We start from the raw sequence: 19,428 nt of genomic DNA, 5'->3' as shown, positions 1-19,428 counted from the left end.
CACTAATCTCAATATGTTTATACTTACTGGGCACTTAAGCTGAGCGGCAAAAAGCAAGGACATGGCTTCATTTTTGCTTCATTATCAAGCACATTGATCCAAAGCGTGCGCATAACAGCTTAAAATGCTGCAACAGGACATCATAGACAACATCAGTAGCGGCATCATTGGCCTTGATGCCGACTATCGCGTGCGCCTGATAAACCAGTCTGCTGAAGCGCTGTTGCAGTTGTCTGAGGCACGAATTATTGGACAAATGATCTGTGAGCTGGAGAGACCTAACGTTCCCTGGCGAGTCACCCTTGATCAGGCAGCAGAGGAAGGCAGGGCCATCGTTCACCGAAGCCTGGAATTAGACATCGGTGATGGCAAGCCGAGCTTTGTCGACATCATTATGTCCCCCATGCAGGAACTTGCCGATCTGGCTTACCTCATCGAACTCCATCCAGTGGATCGCATGCTGCGCATTAGTAGAGAAGAAAATCTCATGAATGCCCAGGAGACAACGCGTACCGTGGTTCGGGGACTAGCCCATGAGATCAAGAATCCGCTAGGCGGGATTCGCGGTGCCGCGCAACTACTGGAGCGAGAGCTTCCCGAGGGATCACTTCAGGAATACACCGGCATCATTATTCAAGAAGCCGACCGACTCCGGGACCTGGTTGACCGCTTACTTGGGCCCAACAAGCAGCTCGCTCTCGCACCTCTAAACGTACATGAGGTTCTGGAGCACGTGCTGCAACTGGCCGTCGTAGAGGCCGGCGAGCGGCTGGCCATTCAACGCGACTATGATCCGAGCCTTCCGCTGATCAAAGGTGACCGCGCTCAGCTCATACAAGCATTGCTCAACATTATCGGTAACGCGCTTCAGGCCACAGACAAGCAGCCTCAATGCGCCCTCACTCTGCGCAGTCGTTCCCAGCGACAGTTCACGATAGGGGGTCAGCGTCATCGCCTGGTCTGCCAGGTAGACGTTATCGACAACGGCCCCGGTATCCCCGAGCAACTTCGCGAAAACCTGTTTATACCCATGGTGAGTGGCCGTGCCGAAGGCACCGGTTTGGGGCTCTCTATTTCCCAATCCATCGTTCACCGTCATGGGGGCTTATTGAATTGCGAAAGCCGCCCCGGGGAAACCTGTTTCACTATTTATCTACCCATGGACAACTGACATGCAAAATTCCGGCTCCGTATGGGTCGTCGATGACGACCAATCCATACGCTGGGTCCTTGAGAAGGCCCTGACACAAGCAGGCATTTCCAGAGAATGTTTTTCTGATGCGGAATCTATGCTGCAGCGCATGGAAAACGAACTCCCGGACGTTGTAATCAGCGACATCCGCATGCCTGGCATGGACGGCCTCGAGCTGCTTCAGCGTATTGGAGAGAACCACCCTGACCTTCCGGTTATCATCACCACAGCGCACTCCGATCTGGACAGCGCGGTCGCGTCTTATCAAAAAGGCGCGTTTGAGTACCTACCCAAGCCTTTCGACATCGACGAAGTGGTCGCCGTCGCAGAGCGTGCATTAGCGCAGGTTCGAGAGCGCGGTCGAGGCACACCCAAAAGTATCAGCCGCGGTGAACCTACCCCAGAAATCATCGGCGAAGCTCCGGCTATGCAAGAGGTGTTTCGCGCTATTGGCCGTCTCGCACATAGCAATATCACCGTTCTTATCAATGGCGAGTCGGGTACCGGTAAAGAACTTGTCGCCCGGGCACTGCATCGCCACAGTCCGCGAGTGAACGCGCCCTTTATTGCGCTGAATATGGCAGCAATTCCCCGGGACCTCATGGAGTCCGAATTGTTTGGTCATGAGAAGGGCGCATTCACCGGGGCCAACACTCGCCGGGAGGGTCGGTTTGAGCAGGCCAATGGCGGCACCCTTTTCCTCGATGAAATTGGCGACATGCCGGCAGAAACTCAAACACGGCTCCTTCGCGTTCTCGCAGATGGAGAGTTTTATCGGGTAGGCGGCCACACTTCCCAGCGCACCGATGTGCGAATCATTGCGGCAACACATCAGGATCTTGAGGGGCTTGTTCGTCGCGGTGACTTTCGAGAAGACCTCTTTCATCGCCTGAACGTCATTCGCATTCACATCCCGAAGCTATCCGAGCGCCAGGAAGACATACCTCGCCTCATGGACTTCTTCTTTGATAAGGCGGCCAAGGAGCTTGGCGGTGCACCCAAAATCCTTCTCCCGGAGACACAGCAATTTCTGGTCTCCCTTCACTGGCCCGGGAATGTACGTCAGCTGGAAAACACCTGCCGCTGGCTTACCGTCATGGCTTCGGGACGCGAGATACACCTGTCTGACCTGCCACCAGAGCTTGGCCGCAATAATGAAGAGACCGCCGGAGAGCAGGAAACTCAATGGCAGGAACTGCTCTGCCAGTGGGCTCGCACTGAATTGGTCAGTGGCAAGCAGCACATTCTTCGCGATGCGATTCCGGCCTTCGAAAAAGCCCTGATTGAGGTGGCGCTGGCGCATACCCGCGGCCGCAAGCGCGACGCGGCAGAACTTCTGGGTTGGGGTCGAAATACCCTGACACGAAAAATGAAAGAACTAGAAAGCGACGACCTGTAAAAGATGCTGCAAGTCGCACTTTATGAGCCAGAAATACCCCCGAACACGGGCAATATCATGCGCCTTTGTGCAAACACGGGTTGCCCCTTGCACCTAATCAAACCCCTGGGCTTTACCCTGGAGGACAAACAGTTACGGCGTGCCGGGCTTGATTATCGCGAGTTTGCAGACGTTCGCGTTCACGAGAGCTTAGAAGCACTCATCGCCGCGCTGAACAATCCGCGAATCTGGGCACTCAGCACCCGGGGAACCCAAAATCACACGGAAGCAAAATTTCAGGAAGGTGATGTTCTGCTGTTTGGACCCGAAACACGCGGATTGCCTGTGGCGGTCATCAAGGAACTGGGGGTTGATAAGTGCTTACGGGTGCCGATGCTCCCCGAAAGCCGGAGTCTCAACCTCAGCAATGCAACAGCGCTGGTTCTTTATGAAGGTCTGCGTCAGCAGGGCTTCCCAGGCATGGCTTAAGCCATACACGGGGAACCCCTAACAAGAGCTTAGTGCGTGGCGGGAGCTTCGGCTTCAGCAGCCTGTTGCTGTTGCTGAGCCTGTTGCGCCAGAGCCTGCTCAAACAACGCATCAAAGCTTACCGGTGACAGCATCAGGGCCGGGAAACCACCCTTAACCACGAGACCATCGATTGTTTCCCGCGCATAAGGGAACAAGATGTTTGGCGCTGCAGTGCCCAGCACTCGACGCAGTTGATCGGGCTCAAAACCAGTGATAAAGAAAACCCCTGCTTGCTGAACCTCAACCAAAAAGGCTGTGTCTTCTTCCATCTTTGACGTCACAGTAATGGTCAGCACAACTTCGAAGTTGCCTTCTTCATCAATCGCGTTGCTGCGCGTATTTAGGTCAACATTGACCTTGGGCTGCCACTGCTTCTTGAAGATTCCTGGCGTAGAGGGGGACTCGAAAGACAAGTCCTTATTGTAAATGCGCTGCAATACAAACTGCTGCTGCACGGGTTCTTGGGTTGCTGCTGCCTGTTCGTCGGCCATCGTTTCTGCTCCTGCTCTTTTAAAGAAAGTGTAAGACTACGTTCGATTCTGTATTAACTGTTCGGGGCTGAGCTCAAAAGACCGTCAAGAAGTCCCCGCTGCTCCAGAGCCGCAAGATCCGTATACCCGCCCACGTGCTCTTCTCCGATCCAGATTTGCGGCACCGTGCGCTGCCCAGCGCGCTGGCTCATTTGTTGCCGCAATTCAGGATCGCCATCTACCGGAATATCCTGATAGCTCACGCCTTTGGCCTCCAACAGTCGTTTTGCCGCTACGCAATAGGGACAAAATCGTGTGCTGTAAAGAGTAACGTCGGCGCTCATTGTCGGGGTCCAGCTACTTGTTAACGGTGGGCAACTGAAGGCTTGACCACTCCATCATGCCGCCTGCCATCTTATAGACCTGATTGAAGCCCTCGGCACGAAGCTGTTTGCCGGCGGTAGCTGCCTGCTGGCCCATCTTGCACACCAACACCACGGGCTTGTCCTTAAAGGACTCCAGTTCCGCGCTGCGCTCCTGAAGCTTAGCCATAGGGATATGCCGTGCTTCAACGATATGCCCCTGCTTGAAGGCAGCGGTATCCCGCAAATCCACAAACACCCCATCCTCACGGTTCACGAGGTTAATCGCCTGTTGTGGGCTAAGTGTCGGGCCGGATTTTCGGCCTTCGTGCGCGACGAGCATCGCAATAGAAACCGCCAGTGCGGCCATAAGAATCCATTGCTGAGCTGCAAATTCTAAAAAAAGTTCCATGATCCCGTAGGTATACCGACAAGGGCCTAAGGCCGAAAAGGTCGCGAAGTATACAGTTTGAGTGGAAGAGGCTCCACCCCGAAAAATGCGCCCATGGCTGACAATCGGTAGAATCGGAACCCCTTGGCAAACGGCGAGACAAATCAGCCGAACTGCCCAAGGAACTTATTCAGCGAGCCGGATGAACCGAATATGCAAGAGCAGCAAAAATCTCCAACGGTTTTGATTATTCTCGACGGCTGGGGCTACCGCGAGGAGACGCAAGACAACGCCATCGCGAATGCGGACACTCCAACTTGGGACCGCCTTTGGAGCGAAGCGCCGCACACCTTGATTTCCGCTTCAGGTCCGGATGTAGGCTTACCTGAAGGGCAGTTCGGCAATTCGGAAGTAGGGCATATGAGTTTGGGCTCGGGCCGAGTTCTGTACCAGAGCATTTCTCGCATCGACGAAGCGATCAGTGATGGCAGCTTCGCCAGGAACCCCGCCTACTGCGATGCCATAGACGCCGCTATTGCTGCCAATGGTGCGGTGCACGTGATGGGGCTTCTGTCTCCTGGTGGGGTCCACAGTCACGAGCGCCAAATATTTGCCGCGCTGCGACTTGCGGCCCAACGTGGGGCCAAAAAAATCTACCTACATGCTTTTTTGGATGGCCGTGACACACCGCCGCGCAGTGCTGAACCCTCATTACTGGCTGCCCAGAAATGCTTCGATGAACTTGGTGTTGGTCGCGTCGCTAGCGTCACCGGGCGCTACTTCGCCATGGATCGGGACCAGCGTTGGGAACGGGTAGAGCCCGCCTACCGCTTACTAACCCAGGGGGACGCGGAGTTCTCAGATGCGACGACCATAGGCGCCCTCAACGCAGCCTACGCTCGGGACGAGAACGACGAGTTTGTGACGCCCACACGCATTGGTGAGGCCGCGCCCATCAGTGATGGGGACGCTTTGTTGTTCATGAATTTTCGTGCCGACCGCGCAAGAGCGCTTAGCCAGGCCTTTGTTGAAGACGGCTTTGAAGGATTCGCGCGGAAGCAGCGCCCAAAACTGTCAGGCTTTGTAATGACCACGGAATACGCGGCAGGAATGCCTGCAGCCTGCGCATTCAAGCCAAGCAAACTGGATAACGTGCTCGGCGCCTGGATCGCAGATAAAGGCCTTTCCCAGTTACGTATCGCAGAAACCGAGAAGTACGCGCATGTCACCTTCTTTTTTAGCGGGGGACGGGAAGCCGAATTTGAGAATGAAACGCGTATTCTGGTGTCCTCCCCAGACGTCGCTACCTACGATCTACAGCCAACTATGAGTGCTCCGGAGGTCACCGACAGACTCGTAGAGGCTATTGGTTCACGAAAATACGACCTTATCGTGTGCAACTACGCTAATGGAGACATGGTAGGCCATACGGGCAACTACGCAGCAGCAATGCAGGCCGTGGAGGCTTTAGACACCTGCCTTGGGCGTGTGGAGATGGCGCTTAAGGATGTGAGTGGCCAAGCGCTGATTACGGCAGATCACGGTAACTGTGAACAAATGCAAGATTACGAGTCCGGCCAGCTTCACACACAGCACACCACCGAATCGGTACCTCTGGTGTATCTGGGCGACACCCCGCTGACCCTCGATCCGAAGGGCGGTATTTTGGCTGATGTGGCACCGACCCTGCTCTCGCTCATGATGCTGGACCAGCCCAGGGAGATGAGCGGTCGCAGCTTAATCAACTCAAGTAGAAACCAGGAGTGACCACTGCCCGTGAGGCGCACTGCTCCAGCTAATCGCAGTCAGCAGGCTCTAATCACCTGGCTGTCAGCTGTACTGCTTCTCGCGAGCTTAATCGTCGCCGTCGTCGCGCCCGAGTTACAAGCGCAAAGCAGCAGCGCTGACGCTCAAGAGACCCGTGAACGCTTGGCGCAGCTAGAGAAGGATATTGCGCGAATTGCCGCCGCCCAGGCCAAACGGGAAAAACAACGAAGCGGCCTCCAGGCCGATCTACGTCGCAGTGAGGTCGCTCTGGGGCGCCTACAGGAGCAACAGCAGACAACACGCGCCGCAATAGGCCGTAATCAAGGAGAAGTCTCGAAGCTTGGTGTTGAGCAGAGCATGCTTGTGGATGCCGCCGCCTCTCAGCGTGATGCAGTAGCCCGGGAGATTCGCGAAGCCTACAAAGGCGGAGGGGGTGACCAACTAAAACTCCTGCTAAGTGAGGAAGATCCGCAACTCCTGGCCCGCATGCTTGCCTACTACCGCTATATCCTGGCTGCGCGCAGTGAGCTACTGGATGAATACCGGGACACCCTAAGTGCGCTTGCCAATACCAAACAGGAACTTCAGACGCGCGAGGCGGAACTGGAAGCGCAAAGGCTTTCTCTTGCTACACAACAACGCTCACTGGAGGCCGAACGTAGCGAACGCAAGAGCCTACTGAGAAAGATAGATAGCACTTTAAAAAGTGAAGCGGAGCAACTCGCTGCCCGAGAACAAGACCGTGAGCAACTGGAAAACCTCCTTGCCCAAATCGACGCAGCGCTCGCGCAACTTATCCCCGAGGACGATGTCGAACCTTTCAGTGCTGCTAAAGGGAGCATGCGCTGGCCGGTCGACGGTCGAATTACGAGTCGCTTTGGTCGCCCTCGAAATCAAGGCAAGATGCGCTGGCAGGGGGTTCGCCTTAAAGCCGAATCTGGCAGCACAGTGGCTGCTATTCATCACGGTCGCGTTGTTTATGCAGACTGGCTTCGAGGCTCTGGACTATTACTGGTGATTGATCACGGCGAGGGCTACCTGAGCCTCTATGCACACAACGAAAGTCTCCTACGCGAAGTCGGCGACTGGGTCACTGCCGGCGCACCGGTATCCACCGTGGGCGATAGCGGCGGTCAGAGCGAGGCCGGGTTGTACTTCGAAATTCGAAAAGATGGCAAACCTACGGACCCACAGGGTTGGTGCCGAGGTTAGACGCACTTAGACAAAGCGCCGATTAGGCTACACTAAAGCTCCAAAAAAAGGCTTCAAAAAAGGTTTCAAAAATTTAACTATGCATGCCATGAATACGACTCGTACATCACTCCACCGTTTTTTTGTTGGCGCGGCCGCAGGCTTGTTGCTTGGCAATATTCAAATCTCTGCCGCCCAGGAAAACGCTGACGCGACTGAGCTTCCGCTGGACGAACTCCGCACTTTCGCCGACGTCTTCAATCAGATTCGCGTGGGCTACGTCGAAGAAATCGACGACAGTACGCTGCTGGAGTACGCCATAAAAGGCATGCTGAGCGGCCTCGACCCCCACTCGGCTTACCTTGAGCGCGACGCCTACGAAGAACTGCAGTCATCAACGAGTGGCGAATTTTCTGGCCTGGGGCTCGAAGTCGGCATGGAGAACGGCTTTTTGAAGGTTATCTCGCCCATCGATGGCTCACCGGCTACTGATGCGGGCATCCAATCCGGGGACGTCATTCTTAAGTTAGATGGCGTAGCCATTCGAGGAGTGAGCCTTAACGAATCCGTCGAGAAAATGCGCGGCCCCAAGGGCAGCGAGATCGTAGTGACCATTGGGCGCCGGGGCGAACAGGAGCCCTTTGATGTCACTCTCGTGCGGGACACGATTCGCATAGCCAGTGTCCGCGAGCGATGGCTGGAGCCTGGCTTTGGCTATCTACGTATTTCTCAATTCCAGCAAAAAACCGGTGACGATGTAAGAGCGTCCATCGAGAAGCTTCAAGCGGAGCAGTCTTTAAAAGGCCTCGTTCTTGATCTTCGTAACAATCCCGGTGGTGTACTTGGAGCCAGCGTAGACGTAGCGGGGCTGTTTATGGAAAGCGGCGATGTTGTCTACACCGAAGGGCGTTTGAACAACGCTGCGCAAAACTATGGTGCAGCGGTCGGTGATATGACCGACGGTACGCCGCTGGTTATTTTGATCAATCGCGGCTCCGCAAGCGCCTCCGAAATTGTTGCAGGCGCACTGCAAGATCACGCCAGAGCGGTGGTCATGGGCACTCAAAGCTTCGGTAAAGGATCAGTGCAAACCGTACTTCCGATTTCTGATTTCCGCGCTGTGAAGTTAACAACCGCACGCTACTTCACGCCCAATGGCCGATCTATTCAGGCAGAAGGTATTAAACCGGACATCATTGTCGAACGCGCAAAGGTAGAAACCTTTGATGAATCAGGTCGCGTTAGAGAAAAAGACCTTGTGGGACACCTGGATAACACTACCGATCAAGAGGCAATCGAAGCCGAGGCTAGCGAAGGCCTTATCTCTCGAGACAATCAGCTCTATGAAGCCCTGATCCTGTTAAAAGGCATCAATATCATTAATCCAAGGCCGCCACGAGCCTTGCCTGAGGGACAACAAACAGCTTCTGCAGACGACACTGACCGTGAGTCTTGATTGCATAATTATGCAACTCACGCGCCGGAGCTTTTAATACTGCTTACCGAAAAATGACGGGCAAAAAAATGATCCTGGCCGCGCTAGGCGCAACAGCAGTCGCTATTGCGGTGGGTGGCTGGATCACAAAACCAGCAGAGCTCTCACCGGAAGCACCGAGCGCCACTGTTCCTGCAGACATCGATGAATATCTGCGTAAGGAAGAAGCGTCTGTCGCTGCCAGGTTTGGCATTACCCCCGGGGCAGAGAAGCGAGTTGTATGGGCGGTAGAGCCCGGGCAGCGCAGCGAGTACGTGCTTGTTTACCTGCACGGGTTTTCTGCGACGCGCCAGGAAATAGCACCCGTTCCAGAGCTTGTGGCCAAAGAGCTGGGGGCGAACCTGTTTGAAACGCGTCTGTCCGGTCATGGCCGGGAGAGAGAACAACTCGCGGGCATCAGCGCCGAAGATTGGATGCACGACGGGGCAGAGGCGCTTGCGACTGCCAAAACCCTGGGCGACAAAATCATCCTCATGGGTACGTCGACGGGTGCCACAATCGCGCTGGCCATGGCGAGACATCCGGATTTTTCTTTGGTGCATGGCCTGATATTGGTCTCGCCCAACTTCGGACCCGCCGATTACGGCGCTGGTATTACCACCGGCCCCTATGGACCGCAGCTGGCGCGACTGATTTTGGGCGAGCGCCGCTCCTGGGTAGCCGCCAATCCTCTTCAGGAGAAGTATTGGTCCACGAATTACCCGGCCGCATCGGTTGTTGAAGTGATGCGCCTCGTCAATCTGGCTGTGACGCTGACTCCCGAAGCCGAAACCCCCAACGCGATGCTGGTGTATTCGCCACAGGATGATGTGGTGTCAGTGAGCAAGCTACTTGCAGGCTTCGATACGCTGCCTGCCGAGCGCAAGAAAATTCACAAGGTGGATAAGCCAGAAAGCCTGAGCCCCCACGTACTCACCGGAGACATTCTCGCGCCGGGTACAAGCTCGGGCATCGCCGAGCTCATCAGCGCGTTTATTGCTGAGTCATAGCTAGACTCGCACTTCGATCCCTGCCGCGGCCATGTATTCCTTGGCCTGCCCGACAGTAAACTCCCCAAAGTGAAAAATACTGGCCGCCAACACGGCGTCAGCACCACCTTGAGTTACACCGTCGACCAGATGCTGAAGGTTACCGACGCCACCGGAGGCTATGACGGGAATGTCTACCGCATCAGTGATGGCACGGGTGACGCCCAACTCAAATCCATCTCGAGTACCGTCCCGATCCATACTGGTGAGGAGAATCTCCCCGGCACCAAGCTTAGCCATGCGCTGTGCCCATTCCACAGCGTTGATCCCCGTGGATTTACGTCCTCCGTGGGTGAAGATTTCGTAACGCGGCTTGCCATCGACATCATCAACACGTTTTGCATCGATGGCCACGACGATGCACTGGGCGCCAAAACGTTCCGATGCACGGCGCACTAAGTCAGGATCATGGATCGCTGCGGTATTGATGCTTACCTTGTCGGCTCCCGCATTGAGCATTCCGCGAATATCCTCAACACTGCGAATTCCACCGCCTACAGTCAAAGGTATAAACACTTCTCGGGCGATGGCCTCGACCATGTGCACAGTGGTATCCCGACCCTCATGGCTGGCAGTGATATCCAAAAAGGTGATTTCGTCTGCACCCTGCTCGTTGTAGCGCGCCGCGATCTCCACCGGGTCGCCGGCGTCCCGTATATCAACAAAATTGACGCCCTTAACAACGCGACCATTGTCCACGTCCAGGCAAGGGATTATGCGCCTTGCAAGCCCCATCAGGCGGCACTCTCGTCACAGAAATTCTGAGCTTCGGCAAGATCAAGCGAGCCTTCGTAGATAGCACGGCCAGTGATGGCGCCCATAATGCCGGCACCACGCAGCGCAGCCAACGCTCGAATATCGCGCATATTAGTAATTCCGCCAGACGCGATCACAGGGATACCGCCAGCCTGGGCCACATCCAGAGTGGCCTCGACATTTACACCCTGCATCATGCCGTCTCGAGCAATGTCGGTGTAAACGATGGCGCTGACGCCATCGCCAGCAAACCGCCGGGCCAGGTCAGTGGCCTGCAGCGCAGACACTTCGGCCCAACCATCCGTGGCAACACGACCATCTCGCGCGTCAAGACCCACAATAATTTTGTCCGGAAAAGCGGCACAGGCCTCAGCGACAAAGGTCGGCTCTTTAACGGCCTGGGTGCCAATGATCACGTAGCTCACACCTGCCCGAAGATAGAATTCAATGGTTTCAAGACTGCGAATCCCGCCGCCGATCTGGATAGGCAGGTCAGGAAACTTCGCCGCAATCGCGGTCACGGCGTCGCCATTCACCGGCATTCCGGCGAAAGCACCGTTGAGATCCACCAGATGTAAGCGCCGACACCCCGCATCCACCCAACGCTGCGCAGTCGCAACAGGGTCATCAGAAAACACGGTGCTATCGTCCATTTCACCCTGACGAAGCCGGACGCACTCGCCATCCTTAAGATCGATCGCAGGGATAATCAGCATGTTCCGTTCCAATCAAGAAAGTTACTTAAGAGTTGCAAGCCTGCCCGGTGACTCTTTTCCGGGTGGAACTGCACCGCAAACAAATTGTCTCTCGCCAGGGCTGCGTCGGCTTTAACGCCGTAATCAACGCTTCCCGCAAGAAGTGAGCGATCACTTGCGTGCACGTAGTAGCTGTGGACAAAGTAAAAGCGCTCGCCATCGGCAATGTTCTGCCACAGTGGGTGAGGGCTTTCCTGATGGACGCCGTTCCACCCCATGTGAGGTACTTTGAGCCGATTGCCATCATGATCCGCCAAAGGAGCGCCAAAGTGCCGAACGTCACCTTCAAGCAGGCCCAGGCAGTCGACTCCGCCGTTCTCTTCTGAGCGCTGCATAAGCGCCTGCATGCCCACACAGATCGCCAATACCGGCTTGTGCTGCTCTCGCAAAGCGGTGTCCAACAGGGCGTCGCAATGCAAACGACGAATCTCGGACATACAGTCGCGTATAGCGCCTACACCGGGAAACACAACACGGTCTGCACCACGTATGAGATCTGCATCGTGGGTCACGATGACTTTTTGGGCACCCACGTGCTGCAAAGCGCTCTCCACAGAGTGAAGATTACCCATGCCGTAATCGATAACTGCGACCGTCTCACCCACAGTGAATCTCCCTTAAGCCTTTTAAAAAACAGCGCGTCCTACAAAAAACCAAGAAGAGCTAGAGCACGCCCTTGGTGGATGGCGTGACACCGGCCATTGCCGGGTCTGCGCTGAGAGCCATACGCAGTGCGCGGCCAAAGGCTTTAAACACTGTCTCGATCTGGTGATGGCTGTTGTCGCCGCGCAAATTATCAACGTGTAAGGTCACCAGGGCGTGATTAACGAAACCCTGAAAAAACTCGTAGAACAAATCGACGTCAAAATTCCCCACCGCTGAGCGGGTGAAGGGGACGTGAAACTCAAGACCCGGACGTCCAGAAAAATCAATCACAACCCGAGATAGCGCCTCATCCAAGGGTACATAGGCATGTCCATAACGCTGAATACCTTTGCGCTCGCCTACCGCCTTGGTAAAAGCCTGGCCCAAGGTAATACCGATGTCTTCGACGGTGTGATGCGCGTCGATATGTAGGTCGCCATGGGCCTTAACGTTGATGTCCATCATGCCGTGACGGGCAATTTGATCCAGCATATGCTCGAGAAACGGTAAGCCCGTATCGAATTCGGCCTTGCCGCTGCCGTCAAGATTCACAGACACGGTGATCTGTGTTTCCAGCGTATCGCGGCTTACCGTTGCGCTGCGGTCTGAGCTAACTTGTGACATGTTTTCCTCCAGCTCGCGACGGGGTTCGCGAAAGCGCGCCATTATAGGGTAGCCCCTCGGCCAATTCATTGGCAATTCTGCCGCTGCAAGGATAGTCTCGCGACCGATTATGGACGACTTCGCTACACAACTGCTGGCCTGGTATGACGACCATGGCCGCCACAACCTGCCCTGGCAGCGCGATGCTACGCCGTATCACGTGTGGCTATCAGAAATCATGCTGCAACAAACACAGGTTGCCACCGTGATTCCCTACTACGAGCGATTCATCGAAAGTTTCCCCGATATCAACGCCCTCGCCAGTGCCGACGTGGACAAAGTCCTTCATCATTGGAGCGGACTGGGCTATTACGCTCGGGCGCGGAATCTACACAAGACAGCCATTATGCTTGTGACAGATTACGGCGGCGAGTTCCCCGCTGATATCGACGCTCTGCAAGCATTACCGGGGGTAGGCCGATCCACAGCCGGCGCTGTTTTATCCACCGCCCTTGGTGGTCGAGCAGCAATACTCGATGGGAACGTAAAGCGGGTATTGGCCCGCTTTCATGCCGTAGAGGGCTGGCCGGGTAAAACCGCCGTTGCGGCTGCGCTTTGGGAGCATGCCGAAGAGCATACCCCTGAGTCACGTGTCGCTGACTACACGCAGGCCATCATGGACTTGGGCGCAACGCTGTGCACCCGCGCGAAGCCAGATTGCCAGCGCTGCCCTCAGGCAGGGGACTGTGCCGCGCTGCGATGGTCCCGTCAGGGTGATTTTCCCGGTAAAAAGCCTAAAAAATCGATCCCCACTCGCCGCACCCACTTTGTGATTGCCCACAGTCCTGACGATCATTTGCTACTGGAGCGCCGCCCATCCTCAGGTATCTGGGGTGGTCTGTGGTGTTTTCCCGAAGTCGACGATGCTGCCAGCGCAAGCCGCTACTGCAAAGAAACCCTTTTTACAGACATAGCGGCTATGACTGAGTTACCGACCCTCCGCCATAGCTTTAGCCATTATCATCTTGAGATAAGTCCACTGCTGCTTACACTGTCGAGAACACCGACCATGATCAGCGAGCACGATCAGCTGCGTTTCTGGCCGGCCGAGGAATCGCCGGCGGTGGGGCTAGCCGCACCCGTGCAACGCCTATGGCAGGAAGCCGCTGCCGTCATCACAAAATCAAGAACAGGAGACAAAAAACAATGAGCCGACAGGTTTTCTGCCGCAAGCATCAACAGGACTTACCCGGTCTGGAGGCCCCCCCTTACCCGGGCCCCAAGGGGCAGGATATATTTGAGAATGTCTCCAAGCAGGCGTGGGGAGAATGGCAGGCGCATCAAACCATGCTGATCAACGAGAAGCAGCTCAGCCTTATTGATCCCGAAACACGAAAATATCTGCAGCAAGAAATGGACAAGTTTTTGGCGGGCGAAGAATACGATCAGGCAGAGGGTTACGTTCCGCCGGAGGCCTAAAAAAAGGGCCGTCGCGGGCTCCCAGATCAAGGCCTGCGCGTCGCCTCAATCATTGCTCTGAAAGGCATTAGCTCATGACCACGCTGAGCCTTTGAGTCGGCGCGGCAGACGGCAGTCTTTTGAGCTGCTCGCGCATCTCTAGAGAAGCCTCAGCATTGTCAGACCCACGCGACGGACGCTCAAAGGACTGCCGCCCGCCTAGCCTCCGTCAGTGCCTCATCGAGGCGTAGTGCCTGGCTGTGCATGCACTTACGAAGGGTGGCGGTTCGGCTCCGTTTTGCTCGAGCGTCCGTCGAGCGCGTTGTTTAATACTCTGGTGCCAATGGAGATGCGCGAGCAGCTCGAGTAAAGCGGAGTCGAGCCGCCCAGAACGCCTACTAAGTCGCGCCCCAAAGCCTGACCATCAGCACTTGGACTCTTAGTACATAGTCAGCGTTTTAGTCGGCAAGCTATCAATGACATCGTCAGGGACGAAGAAGTCACGGAACAGCTCTTCTCCGGGGGCGACCGCATACTGATCAAAGTCCGTGACACCAGCATCGCGCAGGACAACCTCATCAATAAAGAAGTTACCCGTGCACTCGGCAGAAGGACGCGTGAGAATCTCGTATGCAGAATCCGCCATGATCGCAACGGTACGGCTGCCCTTACTCATTGAGTCTCCGCCCAGAACATTGCGCACAGCGGCAGTATCAATAGCAGTGAGCGGCCACAGGGAATTCACAGCGATACCATCCGACGCGAACTCCTTGCTCATACCCAAGGTACACAGGCTCATACCCATTTTGGCGATAGTGTAGGCCACATGCGGCGCAAACCACTTGGCTTCCATGTCCAGCGGTGGCGCCAAATTCAGAATGTGGCCGTTGCTGGACTTCTGAAGGTGGGGAATGCAGATTTTGGAGGTCAAAAATGTACCGCGCGTATTGATCTCATTCATGAGGTCATAACGCTTCATCTCAGTACCCAAGGTCGGTGTAGGACTGATGGCACTGGCATTGTTAATGCAAATATCGATGCCGCCAAAGGTCTCTACAGTCTTGTCCACGGCCGCCTGCACCTGCTCTTCAAAGCGGATATCGCAGATCAGGGGCAGTGCTTTTCCACCTGCGGCTTCTATTTCTGCTGCGGCGGTGTAGATGGTACCGGGCAGCTTGGGGTGGGGTTCGGTGGTCTTCGCGGCGATCGCCACATTCGCACCGTCAGCGGCGGCGCGCTTTGCGATAGCCAGGCCGATACCGCGACTGGCGCCGGTAATAAATATTGTTTTTCCTGCTAAGCTCATAGTCATTCCTTGCGTGGGTATGGAGTCAATCGACATCCAGCTCTGTTCGGGGTTTGTCACTATACGTCGCAGCAAAAGCGAACGTTGTACCTTTTACGGCAGGGCGCACAATAACGGATATCAAAACCATAGGAAAACGTATGGCAGTTAATAGGCTCGTGCTCTCATTGTTATTCACCACGCTACTGTTGAGCGGCTGCGCCAGCGTTGGCATGCTGGACTTTGATGATCCGGAAATCGAACTTTTGGCACTAGAGCCGCTTCCTAGCCAGGGTCTGGAAGCGCGATTCCTCGTGAAACTGCGTGTCGTCAATCCCAACTCCATTCCTCTGGAAATCAATGGCATGGCCTACGATGTCTTTATTCGGGATTCAAAAGTTCTGTCGGGCGTCAGTAACGAGGGCCTCAAAATAGACGCCTATAGCGAAAGTGTCGCCGAACTAGAGGTGGCCGCGGGCATGTTTGGGTCCCTCGCTTTGATTAGGGATCTCATGTCTAAGCCCACAGATGGCGGTTTGCCTTACAAGCTTAATGCCAAGCTGTCCCGGTCGGGCATCGGCGGGGCCATACGCGTAAGCCGTGAAGGCAGCATAGATTTGAACGCCCGCCCTTGACTGTACGCGGGCCTATAGGTTTAATACGCGGCCCTTGAGCAACGGACGCGTGCAACGTCCACAGATTGACGCCAAGGTTTGTGCCCGGATAGCTCAGTCGGTAGAGCAGGGGATTGAAAATCCCCGTGTCGGCAGTTCGATTCTGTCTCCGGGCACCATTTCTTGAACATCACCAATCAGCAAGTACTCCCCCACAAGCGGGCTCAAACTGCTGATAAGCCCAAAGATACCTTAAGAACAGGTCCCGTCGGACTTGCCGGCATCTGTGGGCAATGGGAGACTCAGAGAGTCTTTTCCGGAGCCACCAACCATGCAAAGCCTTTTCTCCGCGCGCTGCCTTAGAAAACTAAGTCCGATCACTGTGCTTCTACTCACCACGCCATGCATGGCGACAGAGGTGCTTGAAGTCGGTGGCAATGGTCGTAACTGCAATGTAGATGCGCAGTGCATCAATAGACTTCACCCCGATATCCCCATGGCAGCGATGGCGGACCCCGGTCAAACCATTGTCATGCATACACGTAATGCCAGTGACTTTGATCTCGATCCCGCAAGCAGCTATAAGGATCCACGGCGGGCGACGGGCAATACCGGGCACGCCTTGACCGGCCCGGTGCATATTCGCGGCGCAAAGGCTGGCGATACGCTGGCAGTGACGCTGCTGGCGGTAGAACCGGGCCCCTGGGGGAAAACCTGGGTCGGCAGCGGCGGATTTCTTGCAGACAAGTACCCTACTGGGTTTGCTGCCACCTGGAAGCTCAATTCAGATTACGCCACCTCCAAACAGATTCCCGGTGTTCGCATCCCCAATAGTGCCTTTCCGGGCGTCATCACTACGCTTCCGGACGCCAAACTTGTGAAAAAGTCGCTGGCGCGCGAAGCTGCAATCGCCGAACTCGGTGCCCGCGTGTTTCTCCCAACACCGGTCAACGCGACACCAGCGCAAATTTGTGGGCCCGATGGCAGTGTAAAAGATGAGTGCCTACGGACTATCCCGCCGCGGGAGCACGGCGGTAATGTAGATATTCGCTACATACGGCCGGGGGTTACTTTGTATCTTCCCTGCATGGTTGATGGCTGCGGCCTGGCTGTTGGCGACGTCCACTTCGCTCAGGGCGATGGCGAGGTCAGCGGCACCGCCATAGAAATGGATGCAACGGTCACCCTAAGCACCGCGGTGCTGAATAAGGCCCCGGCGGCGGGGGTCTCATTTACTGGACCGGCATCGACCCTGGCAATCCCCAGCGAAACTTACTTTGCCACTACGGGCCTACCCTTTAAGTCCGAGGGAGAAATCCCACCCGACATGGAGTACCTCAACTCCACTTTGATGGCAGAACTTGAAAGTCTGCCCGATGACATTGCGCTGGCTGCCCGCAACGCGCTCGTCGCAATGATCGACTATCTGGTCGACGAGCGAGGCTACACCATCGATCAGGCCTATGTGATTTGCTCGGTCGCTGTGGATCTTCGTATCGGCCAACTTGTCGATGCGCCGAATGTGGGCGCAGTAGCACTGTTGCCGCTGGATATCTTTGAGTAAATCGAAGACTTTTCAATGCCGCGTCGACGCAGGGAGCTCATCCTGTTGCACTGACTCGGCAATTTCTTGCGCCACTTCAATAGTCTCATCGAGACTCAATTCATAGATGTGCGCCGCTGTGAACAACGAACCCGCTAACAAGTAATCAGCGGCGCGCTCCACAGGAACACCGTGCCGCTTGGCCAGACGCTCTGTAAGTCGGTGTAGGGCAAGAAAGAACTCTTGCCCAAGGTCCGCATCTTGCTCTTGGGTTTCGGTCATGCCAACTAACTCAAGTCGCAACAAAGCCGCCATCTACCGCAAGCGATTGCCCGGTGACAAAAGACGCGGCATCAGAACACAGCCACACTACAGACTCGGCAACTTCCTCGGCCCGACCAAAGCGACGCAGCGGATACTGAGCGCGAACAACGTCCTGTAGCTTTTGGTTGTCGCCCATGGAACGGTCGGCCATGTCCGTCTCAATCACGCCAGGGCAGACCGCATTAACGCGAATACCTGCACGTCCGTATTCGATAGCAGCAGCCTTGGTCAGGCCCACAACACCGTGCTTGCTGGCAAAGTAAGCAGCTCCAAAAGTTCCACCAACCAAACCGGCAATGGATGCGGTGTTCACTATGCTGCCGGTGCCGCGCTCCTGCATGTGCACCAGCTGGTACTTCATGCACAGAAACACGCTCTTTAAATTGACATCTATTACTCGATCCCAGGTCTCTTCTGAGGCCTCGGTAATAGGCACTGCCACGTCTCCCTCGATACCTGCGTTGTTAAAAGCGCAGTCCAGCTGGCCGTAGGTTTTAATGCAGCAATCAACCATGGCCCTTACATCAGCGGCTTTGGATACATCCGCCTGTACAAAGTGTGCATCGCCGCCGTCTTCGCGTATGGCATCGACTGTTGCGTTACCGCTCGCAGAGTCTATGTCCGATACCATGAGCTTCGCGCCTTCGCGCGCAAAGGCGTAGCACGCCGCTTGACCTATTCCCGCACCACCGCCAGTAACAAGGACAATTTTATTCGTCATTCGGTCAGACATTTGTCTTCCTTATGTTGGCTTTAAATAGATAATGCCCAGTGTAACGAAACAACACAGCTGACAATCGGCTACCTGCTCGCAACCTGGTCGGATAAAACCCATGGACTGGAAAATCTTTGCAACAGTACTTGCTTCAGTGTTTATCGCCGAGCTTGGGGACAAGACGCAGTTGGCTACCATGCTGTTTGCCGCGGACAAAGAGGTCAGTAAATGGACGGTGTTTTTCGCAGCGTCGGCGGCTCTGATACTTGCTTCCGCAATAGGAGTGCTGGCGGGGAGCCTGCTGTCCTCGTATATCAACGAGAAAGTTTTGCACTACATCGCGGGTGCTGGCTTCATCATCATCGGCGCATTCACGCTCTACAAAGCGTAGTACATCCTTATTGACTCCAGCGTCACCGCCAGGCAAACAGCGGCTGATCAAAGTGCGCTACCCGGGTAGGACGACCGAACATCGCCACCTCACGAAACTGATAAAGCATCGCACCGGTAGGGGCATAGATAGCATCGTCATGAAAATTCATGGATAACACTTGATGTTCGCTTTCTTTAATCGTCTGCAGATTCGGTGAGTCACGCCGAGCCAACTCTTTAAACGAGAACGGTTTTATAAGCTCGACCTCATCAGGATTGGGTTCCAGCTCGCGCCAATCTTTGTCGGTCCACACAACCACGGGCGTAATCACATAGCCTGACCGGGTAGCGTAGTCATCCAAGGTGCCTAAAACACTATCTGGCCCAGCCAGCAGGCCCACTTCTTCGTGAAGTTCTCGCAGCGCAGCTTCAACGGCGGTCTCACCCTGATCCCGACGCCCCCCGGGTAGCGCCCATTGTCGCGAATGTGCCCTCAATGAAGCACTACGCCGGGTCACAATAATGACGGGACGATCATCGTCACGACACACCG

General features: G+C 55.4%; 23 protein-coding genes and 1 tRNA gene. 13 read left to right on the top strand and 11 right to left on the bottom strand.

Annotation, left to right across the window (positions count from 1 at the left end; translation table 11 throughout):
• Nucleotides 1-124 precede the first annotated feature (124 nt).
• The 3 genes from glnL to trmL are packed head-to-tail and all read left to right on the top strand — an operon-like array spanning nt 125 to nt 3,059.
• Nucleotides 125-1,171 carry a nitrogen regulation protein NR(II) gene (gene glnL, locus ACI9KD_RS08610; RefSeq protein ID WP_414980757.1) on the top strand — a complete coding sequence of 349 codons (1,047 nt, stop codon included), beginning with the start codon at nt 125-127 and terminating at the stop codon, nt 1,169-1,171.
• Between the two features lies 1 nt (nt 1,172).
• Nucleotides 1,173-2,591, top strand: a complete 1,419-nt coding sequence (ntrC, locus tag ACI9KD_RS08605) for a nitrogen regulation protein NR(I) (RefSeq protein ID WP_414980756.1) — start codon at nt 1,173-1,175, stop codon at nt 2,589-2,591.
• Nucleotides 2,592-2,594: 3 nt separating this feature from the next.
• Nucleotides 2,595-3,059 carry a tRNA (uridine(34)/cytosine(34)/5-carboxymethylaminomethyluridine(34)-2'-O)-methyltransferase TrmL gene (gene trmL / locus ACI9KD_RS08600; protein WP_414980755.1) on the top strand — a complete coding sequence of 155 codons (465 nt, stop codon included), beginning with the start codon at nt 2,595-2,597 and terminating at the stop codon, nt 3,057-3,059.
• A gap of 29 nt (nt 3,060-3,088) precedes the next feature.
• Here the strand turns inward: trmL and secB are convergent, their stop codons facing one another.
• The 3 genes from secB to ACI9KD_RS08585 are packed head-to-tail and all read right to left on the bottom strand — an operon-like array spanning nt 3,089 to nt 4,345.
• Nucleotides 3,089-3,592, bottom strand: a complete 504-nt coding sequence (secB, locus tag ACI9KD_RS08595; RefSeq protein ID WP_414980754.1) for a protein-export chaperone SecB — start codon at nt 3,590-3,592, stop codon at nt 3,089-3,091.
• Between the two features lie 53 nt (nt 3,593-3,645).
• The gene (gene grxC / locus ACI9KD_RS08590) at nt 3,646-3,915 is read right to left on the bottom strand and encodes a glutaredoxin 3 (protein ID WP_414980753.1); all 270 of its coding nucleotides are present in this window, start codon (nt 3,913-3,915) and stop codon (nt 3,646-3,648) included.
• Nucleotides 3,916-3,928: 13 nt separating this feature from the next.
• Complete coding sequence (locus ACI9KD_RS08585) at nt 3,929-4,345, bottom strand: rhodanese-like domain-containing protein (protein ID WP_414980752.1); 417 nt, start codon at nt 4,343-4,345, stop codon at nt 3,929-3,931.
• Between the two features lie 192 nt (nt 4,346-4,537).
• Here ACI9KD_RS08585 and gpmI point away from each other — a divergent pair, with 192 nt between their 5' ends.
• The 4 genes from gpmI to ACI9KD_RS08565 all read left to right on the top strand — a co-directional run bounded on the left by gpmI (nt 4,538) and on the right by ACI9KD_RS08565 (nt 9,766).
• The gene (gene gpmI / locus ACI9KD_RS08580; RefSeq protein ID WP_414980751.1) at nt 4,538-6,091 is read left to right on the top strand and encodes a 2,3-bisphosphoglycerate-independent phosphoglycerate mutase; all 1,554 of its coding nucleotides are present in this window, start codon (nt 4,538-4,540) and stop codon (nt 6,089-6,091) included.
• Nucleotides 6,092-6,100: 9 nt separating this feature from the next.
• Nucleotides 6,101-7,303: a murein hydrolase activator EnvC family protein gene (locus ACI9KD_RS08575; protein ID WP_414980750.1), complete on the top strand. Its 1,203-nt coding sequence runs from the start codon at nt 6,101-6,103 to the stop codon at nt 7,301-7,303.
• Nucleotides 7,304-7,391: 88 nt separating this feature from the next.
• Entirely contained in the window at nt 7,392-8,738 is a 1,347-nt protein-coding gene (locus tag ACI9KD_RS08570) for a S41 family peptidase (RefSeq protein WP_414980749.1), read from the top strand.
• Between the two features lie 53 nt (nt 8,739-8,791).
• Entirely contained in the window at nt 8,792-9,766 is a 975-nt protein-coding gene (locus ACI9KD_RS08565; RefSeq protein WP_414980748.1) for an alpha/beta hydrolase, read from the top strand.
• Here the strand turns inward: ACI9KD_RS08565 and hisF are convergent, their stop codons facing one another.
• The 4 genes from hisF to hisB are packed head-to-tail and all read right to left on the bottom strand — an operon-like array spanning nt 9,767 to nt 12,585.
• Complete coding sequence (gene hisF / locus ACI9KD_RS08560; protein WP_414980747.1) at nt 9,767-10,540, bottom strand: imidazole glycerol phosphate synthase subunit HisF; 774 nt, start codon at nt 10,538-10,540, stop codon at nt 9,767-9,769. It abuts the gene before it with no gap.
• Nucleotides 10,540-11,277 (bottom strand): 1-(5-phosphoribosyl)-5-[(5-phosphoribosylamino)methylideneamino]imidazole-4-carboxamide isomerase, encoded by a 738-nt coding sequence (gene hisA, locus ACI9KD_RS08555; RefSeq protein ID WP_414980746.1) that lies wholly within the window; start codon nt 11,275-11,277, stop codon nt 10,540-10,542. Before hisA ends, hisF begins: the two co-directional genes overlap by 1 nt.
• Nucleotides 11,271-11,921, bottom strand: a complete 651-nt coding sequence (gene hisH, locus ACI9KD_RS08550) for an imidazole glycerol phosphate synthase subunit HisH (protein WP_414980745.1) — start codon at nt 11,919-11,921, stop codon at nt 11,271-11,273. The genes hisA and hisH overlap by 7 nt, the downstream gene beginning before the upstream one ends.
• Nucleotides 11,922-11,979: 58 nt before the next feature.
• Entirely contained in the window at nt 11,980-12,585 is a 606-nt protein-coding gene (gene hisB, locus ACI9KD_RS08545) for an imidazoleglycerol-phosphate dehydratase HisB (RefSeq protein ID WP_414980744.1), read from the bottom strand.
• 109 nt (nt 12,586-12,694) lie between these two features.
• Between hisB and mutY the strand changes: the two genes are divergently transcribed.
• The gene (gene mutY, locus ACI9KD_RS08540) at nt 12,695-13,774 is read left to right on the top strand and encodes an A/G-specific adenine glycosylase (protein WP_414980743.1); all 1,080 of its coding nucleotides are present in this window, start codon (nt 12,695-12,697) and stop codon (nt 13,772-13,774) included.
• Complete coding sequence (locus tag ACI9KD_RS08535; protein WP_414980742.1) at nt 13,771-14,043, top strand: oxidative damage protection protein; 273 nt, start codon at nt 13,771-13,773, stop codon at nt 14,041-14,043. Before mutY ends, ACI9KD_RS08535 begins: the two co-directional genes overlap by 4 nt.
• Nucleotides 14,044-14,461: 418 nt before the next feature.
• Here ACI9KD_RS08535 and ACI9KD_RS08530 read toward each other — a convergent pair whose 3' ends face one another.
• On the bottom strand, nt 14,462-15,328 hold the full coding sequence (locus tag ACI9KD_RS08530) for an SDR family oxidoreductase (protein WP_414980741.1): 867 nt from the start codon (nt 15,326-15,328) through the stop codon (nt 14,462-14,464).
• A 140-nt stretch (nt 15,329-15,468) separates the two neighbouring features.
• On the opposite strand from ACI9KD_RS08530, the gene ACI9KD_RS08525 reads away from it, so the two are divergent.
• The 3 genes from ACI9KD_RS08525 (at nt 15,469) to ACI9KD_RS08515 (ending at nt 17,485) form a co-directional block, all read left to right on the top strand.
• A complete protein-coding gene (locus ACI9KD_RS08525) occupies nt 15,469-15,942 on the top strand; it encodes an LEA type 2 family protein (protein ID WP_414980740.1) in 474 nt (157 codons plus the stop codon).
• An 82-nt stretch (nt 15,943-16,024) separates the two neighbouring features.
• Nucleotides 16,025-16,100, top strand: a tRNA-Phe gene (locus ACI9KD_RS08520).
• Nucleotides 16,101-16,252: 152 nt separating this feature from the next.
• Nucleotides 16,253-17,485: an acetamidase/formamidase family protein gene (locus ACI9KD_RS08515; RefSeq protein WP_414980739.1), complete on the top strand. Its 1,233-nt coding sequence runs from the start codon at nt 16,253-16,255 to the stop codon at nt 17,483-17,485.
• Between the two features lie 12 nt (nt 17,486-17,497).
• Here the strand turns inward: ACI9KD_RS08515 and ACI9KD_RS08510 are convergent, their stop codons facing one another.
• Nucleotides 17,498-17,746, bottom strand: coding sequence for a hypothetical protein (locus ACI9KD_RS08510; protein WP_414980738.1), 249 nt, complete (start codon nt 17,744-17,746; stop codon nt 17,498-17,500).
• 10 nt (nt 17,747-17,756) lie between these two features.
• Nucleotides 17,757-18,521, bottom strand: a complete 765-nt coding sequence (locus ACI9KD_RS08505; RefSeq protein WP_414980737.1) for an SDR family oxidoreductase — start codon at nt 18,519-18,521, stop codon at nt 17,757-17,759.
• A 100-nt stretch (nt 18,522-18,621) separates the two neighbouring features.
• Here ACI9KD_RS08505 and ACI9KD_RS08500 point away from each other — a divergent pair, with 100 nt between their 5' ends.
• Nucleotides 18,622-18,894 (top strand): TMEM165/GDT1 family protein, encoded by a 273-nt coding sequence (locus ACI9KD_RS08500; protein ID WP_414980736.1) that lies wholly within the window; start codon nt 18,622-18,624, stop codon nt 18,892-18,894.
• Between the two features lie 22 nt (nt 18,895-18,916).
• Here ACI9KD_RS08500 and ACI9KD_RS08495 read toward each other — a convergent pair whose 3' ends face one another.
• Nucleotides 18,917-19,426: an NUDIX hydrolase gene (locus ACI9KD_RS08495; protein WP_414980735.1), complete on the bottom strand. Its 510-nt coding sequence runs from the start codon at nt 19,424-19,426 to the stop codon at nt 18,917-18,919.
• Nucleotides 19,427-19,428 lie beyond the last annotated feature (2 nt).

It is taken from the genome of Congregibacter sp. (genome assembly GCF_047617445.1).
Classification (GTDB): domain Bacteria; phylum Pseudomonadota; class Gammaproteobacteria; order Pseudomonadales; family Halieaceae; genus Congregibacter.
This window is presented reverse-complemented; position numbering and strand designations above follow the sequence as displayed.

Coding starts and splice junctions, on each gene's coding strand:
- hisB (WP_414980744.1), bottom strand. CDS start 12,585: ATGTCACAAGTTAGCTCAGACCGCAGCGCAACGGTAAGCCGCGATACG.
- ACI9KD_RS08570 (WP_414980749.1), top strand. CDS start 7,392: ATGAATACGACTCGTACATCACTCCACCGTTTTTTTGTTGGCGCGGCC.
- hisA (WP_414980746.1), bottom strand. CDS start 11,277: ATGCTGATTATCCCTGCGATCGATCTTAAGGATGGCGAGTGCGTCCGG.
- trmL (WP_414980755.1), top strand. CDS start 2,595: ATGCTGCAAGTCGCACTTTATGAGCCAGAAATACCCCCGAACACGGGC.
- ntrC (WP_414980756.1), top strand. CDS start 1,173: ATGCAAAATTCCGGCTCCGTATGGGTCGTCGATGACGACCAATCCATA.
- ACI9KD_RS08505 (WP_414980737.1), bottom strand. CDS start 18,521: ATGTCTGACCGAATGACGAATAAAATTGTCCTTGTTACTGGCGGTGGT.
- ACI9KD_RS08510 (WP_414980738.1), bottom strand. CDS start 17,746: ATGACCGAAACCCAAGAGCAAGATGCGGACCTTGGGCAAGAGTTCTTT.
- ACI9KD_RS08535 (WP_414980742.1), top strand. CDS start 13,771: ATGAGCCGACAGGTTTTCTGCCGCAAGCATCAACAGGACTTACCCGGT.
- hisF (WP_414980747.1), bottom strand. CDS start 10,540: ATGGGGCTTGCAAGGCGCATAATCCCTTGCCTGGACGTGGACAATGGT.
- ACI9KD_RS08500 (WP_414980736.1), top strand. CDS start 18,622: ATGGACTGGAAAATCTTTGCAACAGTACTTGCTTCAGTGTTTATCGCC.
- ACI9KD_RS08585 (WP_414980752.1), bottom strand. CDS start 4,345: ATGGAACTTTTTTTAGAATTTGCAGCTCAGCAATGGATTCTTATGGCC.
- secB (WP_414980754.1), bottom strand. CDS start 3,592: ATGGCCGACGAACAGGCAGCAGCAACCCAAGAACCCGTGCAGCAGCAG.
- gpmI (WP_414980751.1), top strand. CDS start 4,538: ATGCAAGAGCAGCAAAAATCTCCAACGGTTTTGATTATTCTCGACGGC.
- ACI9KD_RS08530 (WP_414980741.1), bottom strand. CDS start 15,328: ATGAGCTTAGCAGGAAAAACAATATTTATTACCGGCGCCAGTCGCGGT.
- ACI9KD_RS08565 (WP_414980748.1), top strand. CDS start 8,792: ATGACGGGCAAAAAAATGATCCTGGCCGCGCTAGGCGCAACAGCAGTC.
- ACI9KD_RS08515 (WP_414980739.1), top strand. CDS start 16,253: ATGCAAAGCCTTTTCTCCGCGCGCTGCCTTAGAAAACTAAGTCCGATC.
- glnL (WP_414980757.1), top strand. CDS start 125: ATGCTGCAACAGGACATCATAGACAACATCAGTAGCGGCATCATTGGC.
- mutY (WP_414980743.1), top strand. CDS start 12,695: ATGGACGACTTCGCTACACAACTGCTGGCCTGGTATGACGACCATGGC.
- grxC (WP_414980753.1), bottom strand. CDS start 3,915: ATGAGCGCCGACGTTACTCTTTACAGCACACGATTTTGTCCCTATTGC.
- ACI9KD_RS08525 (WP_414980740.1), top strand. CDS start 15,469: ATGGCAGTTAATAGGCTCGTGCTCTCATTGTTATTCACCACGCTACTG.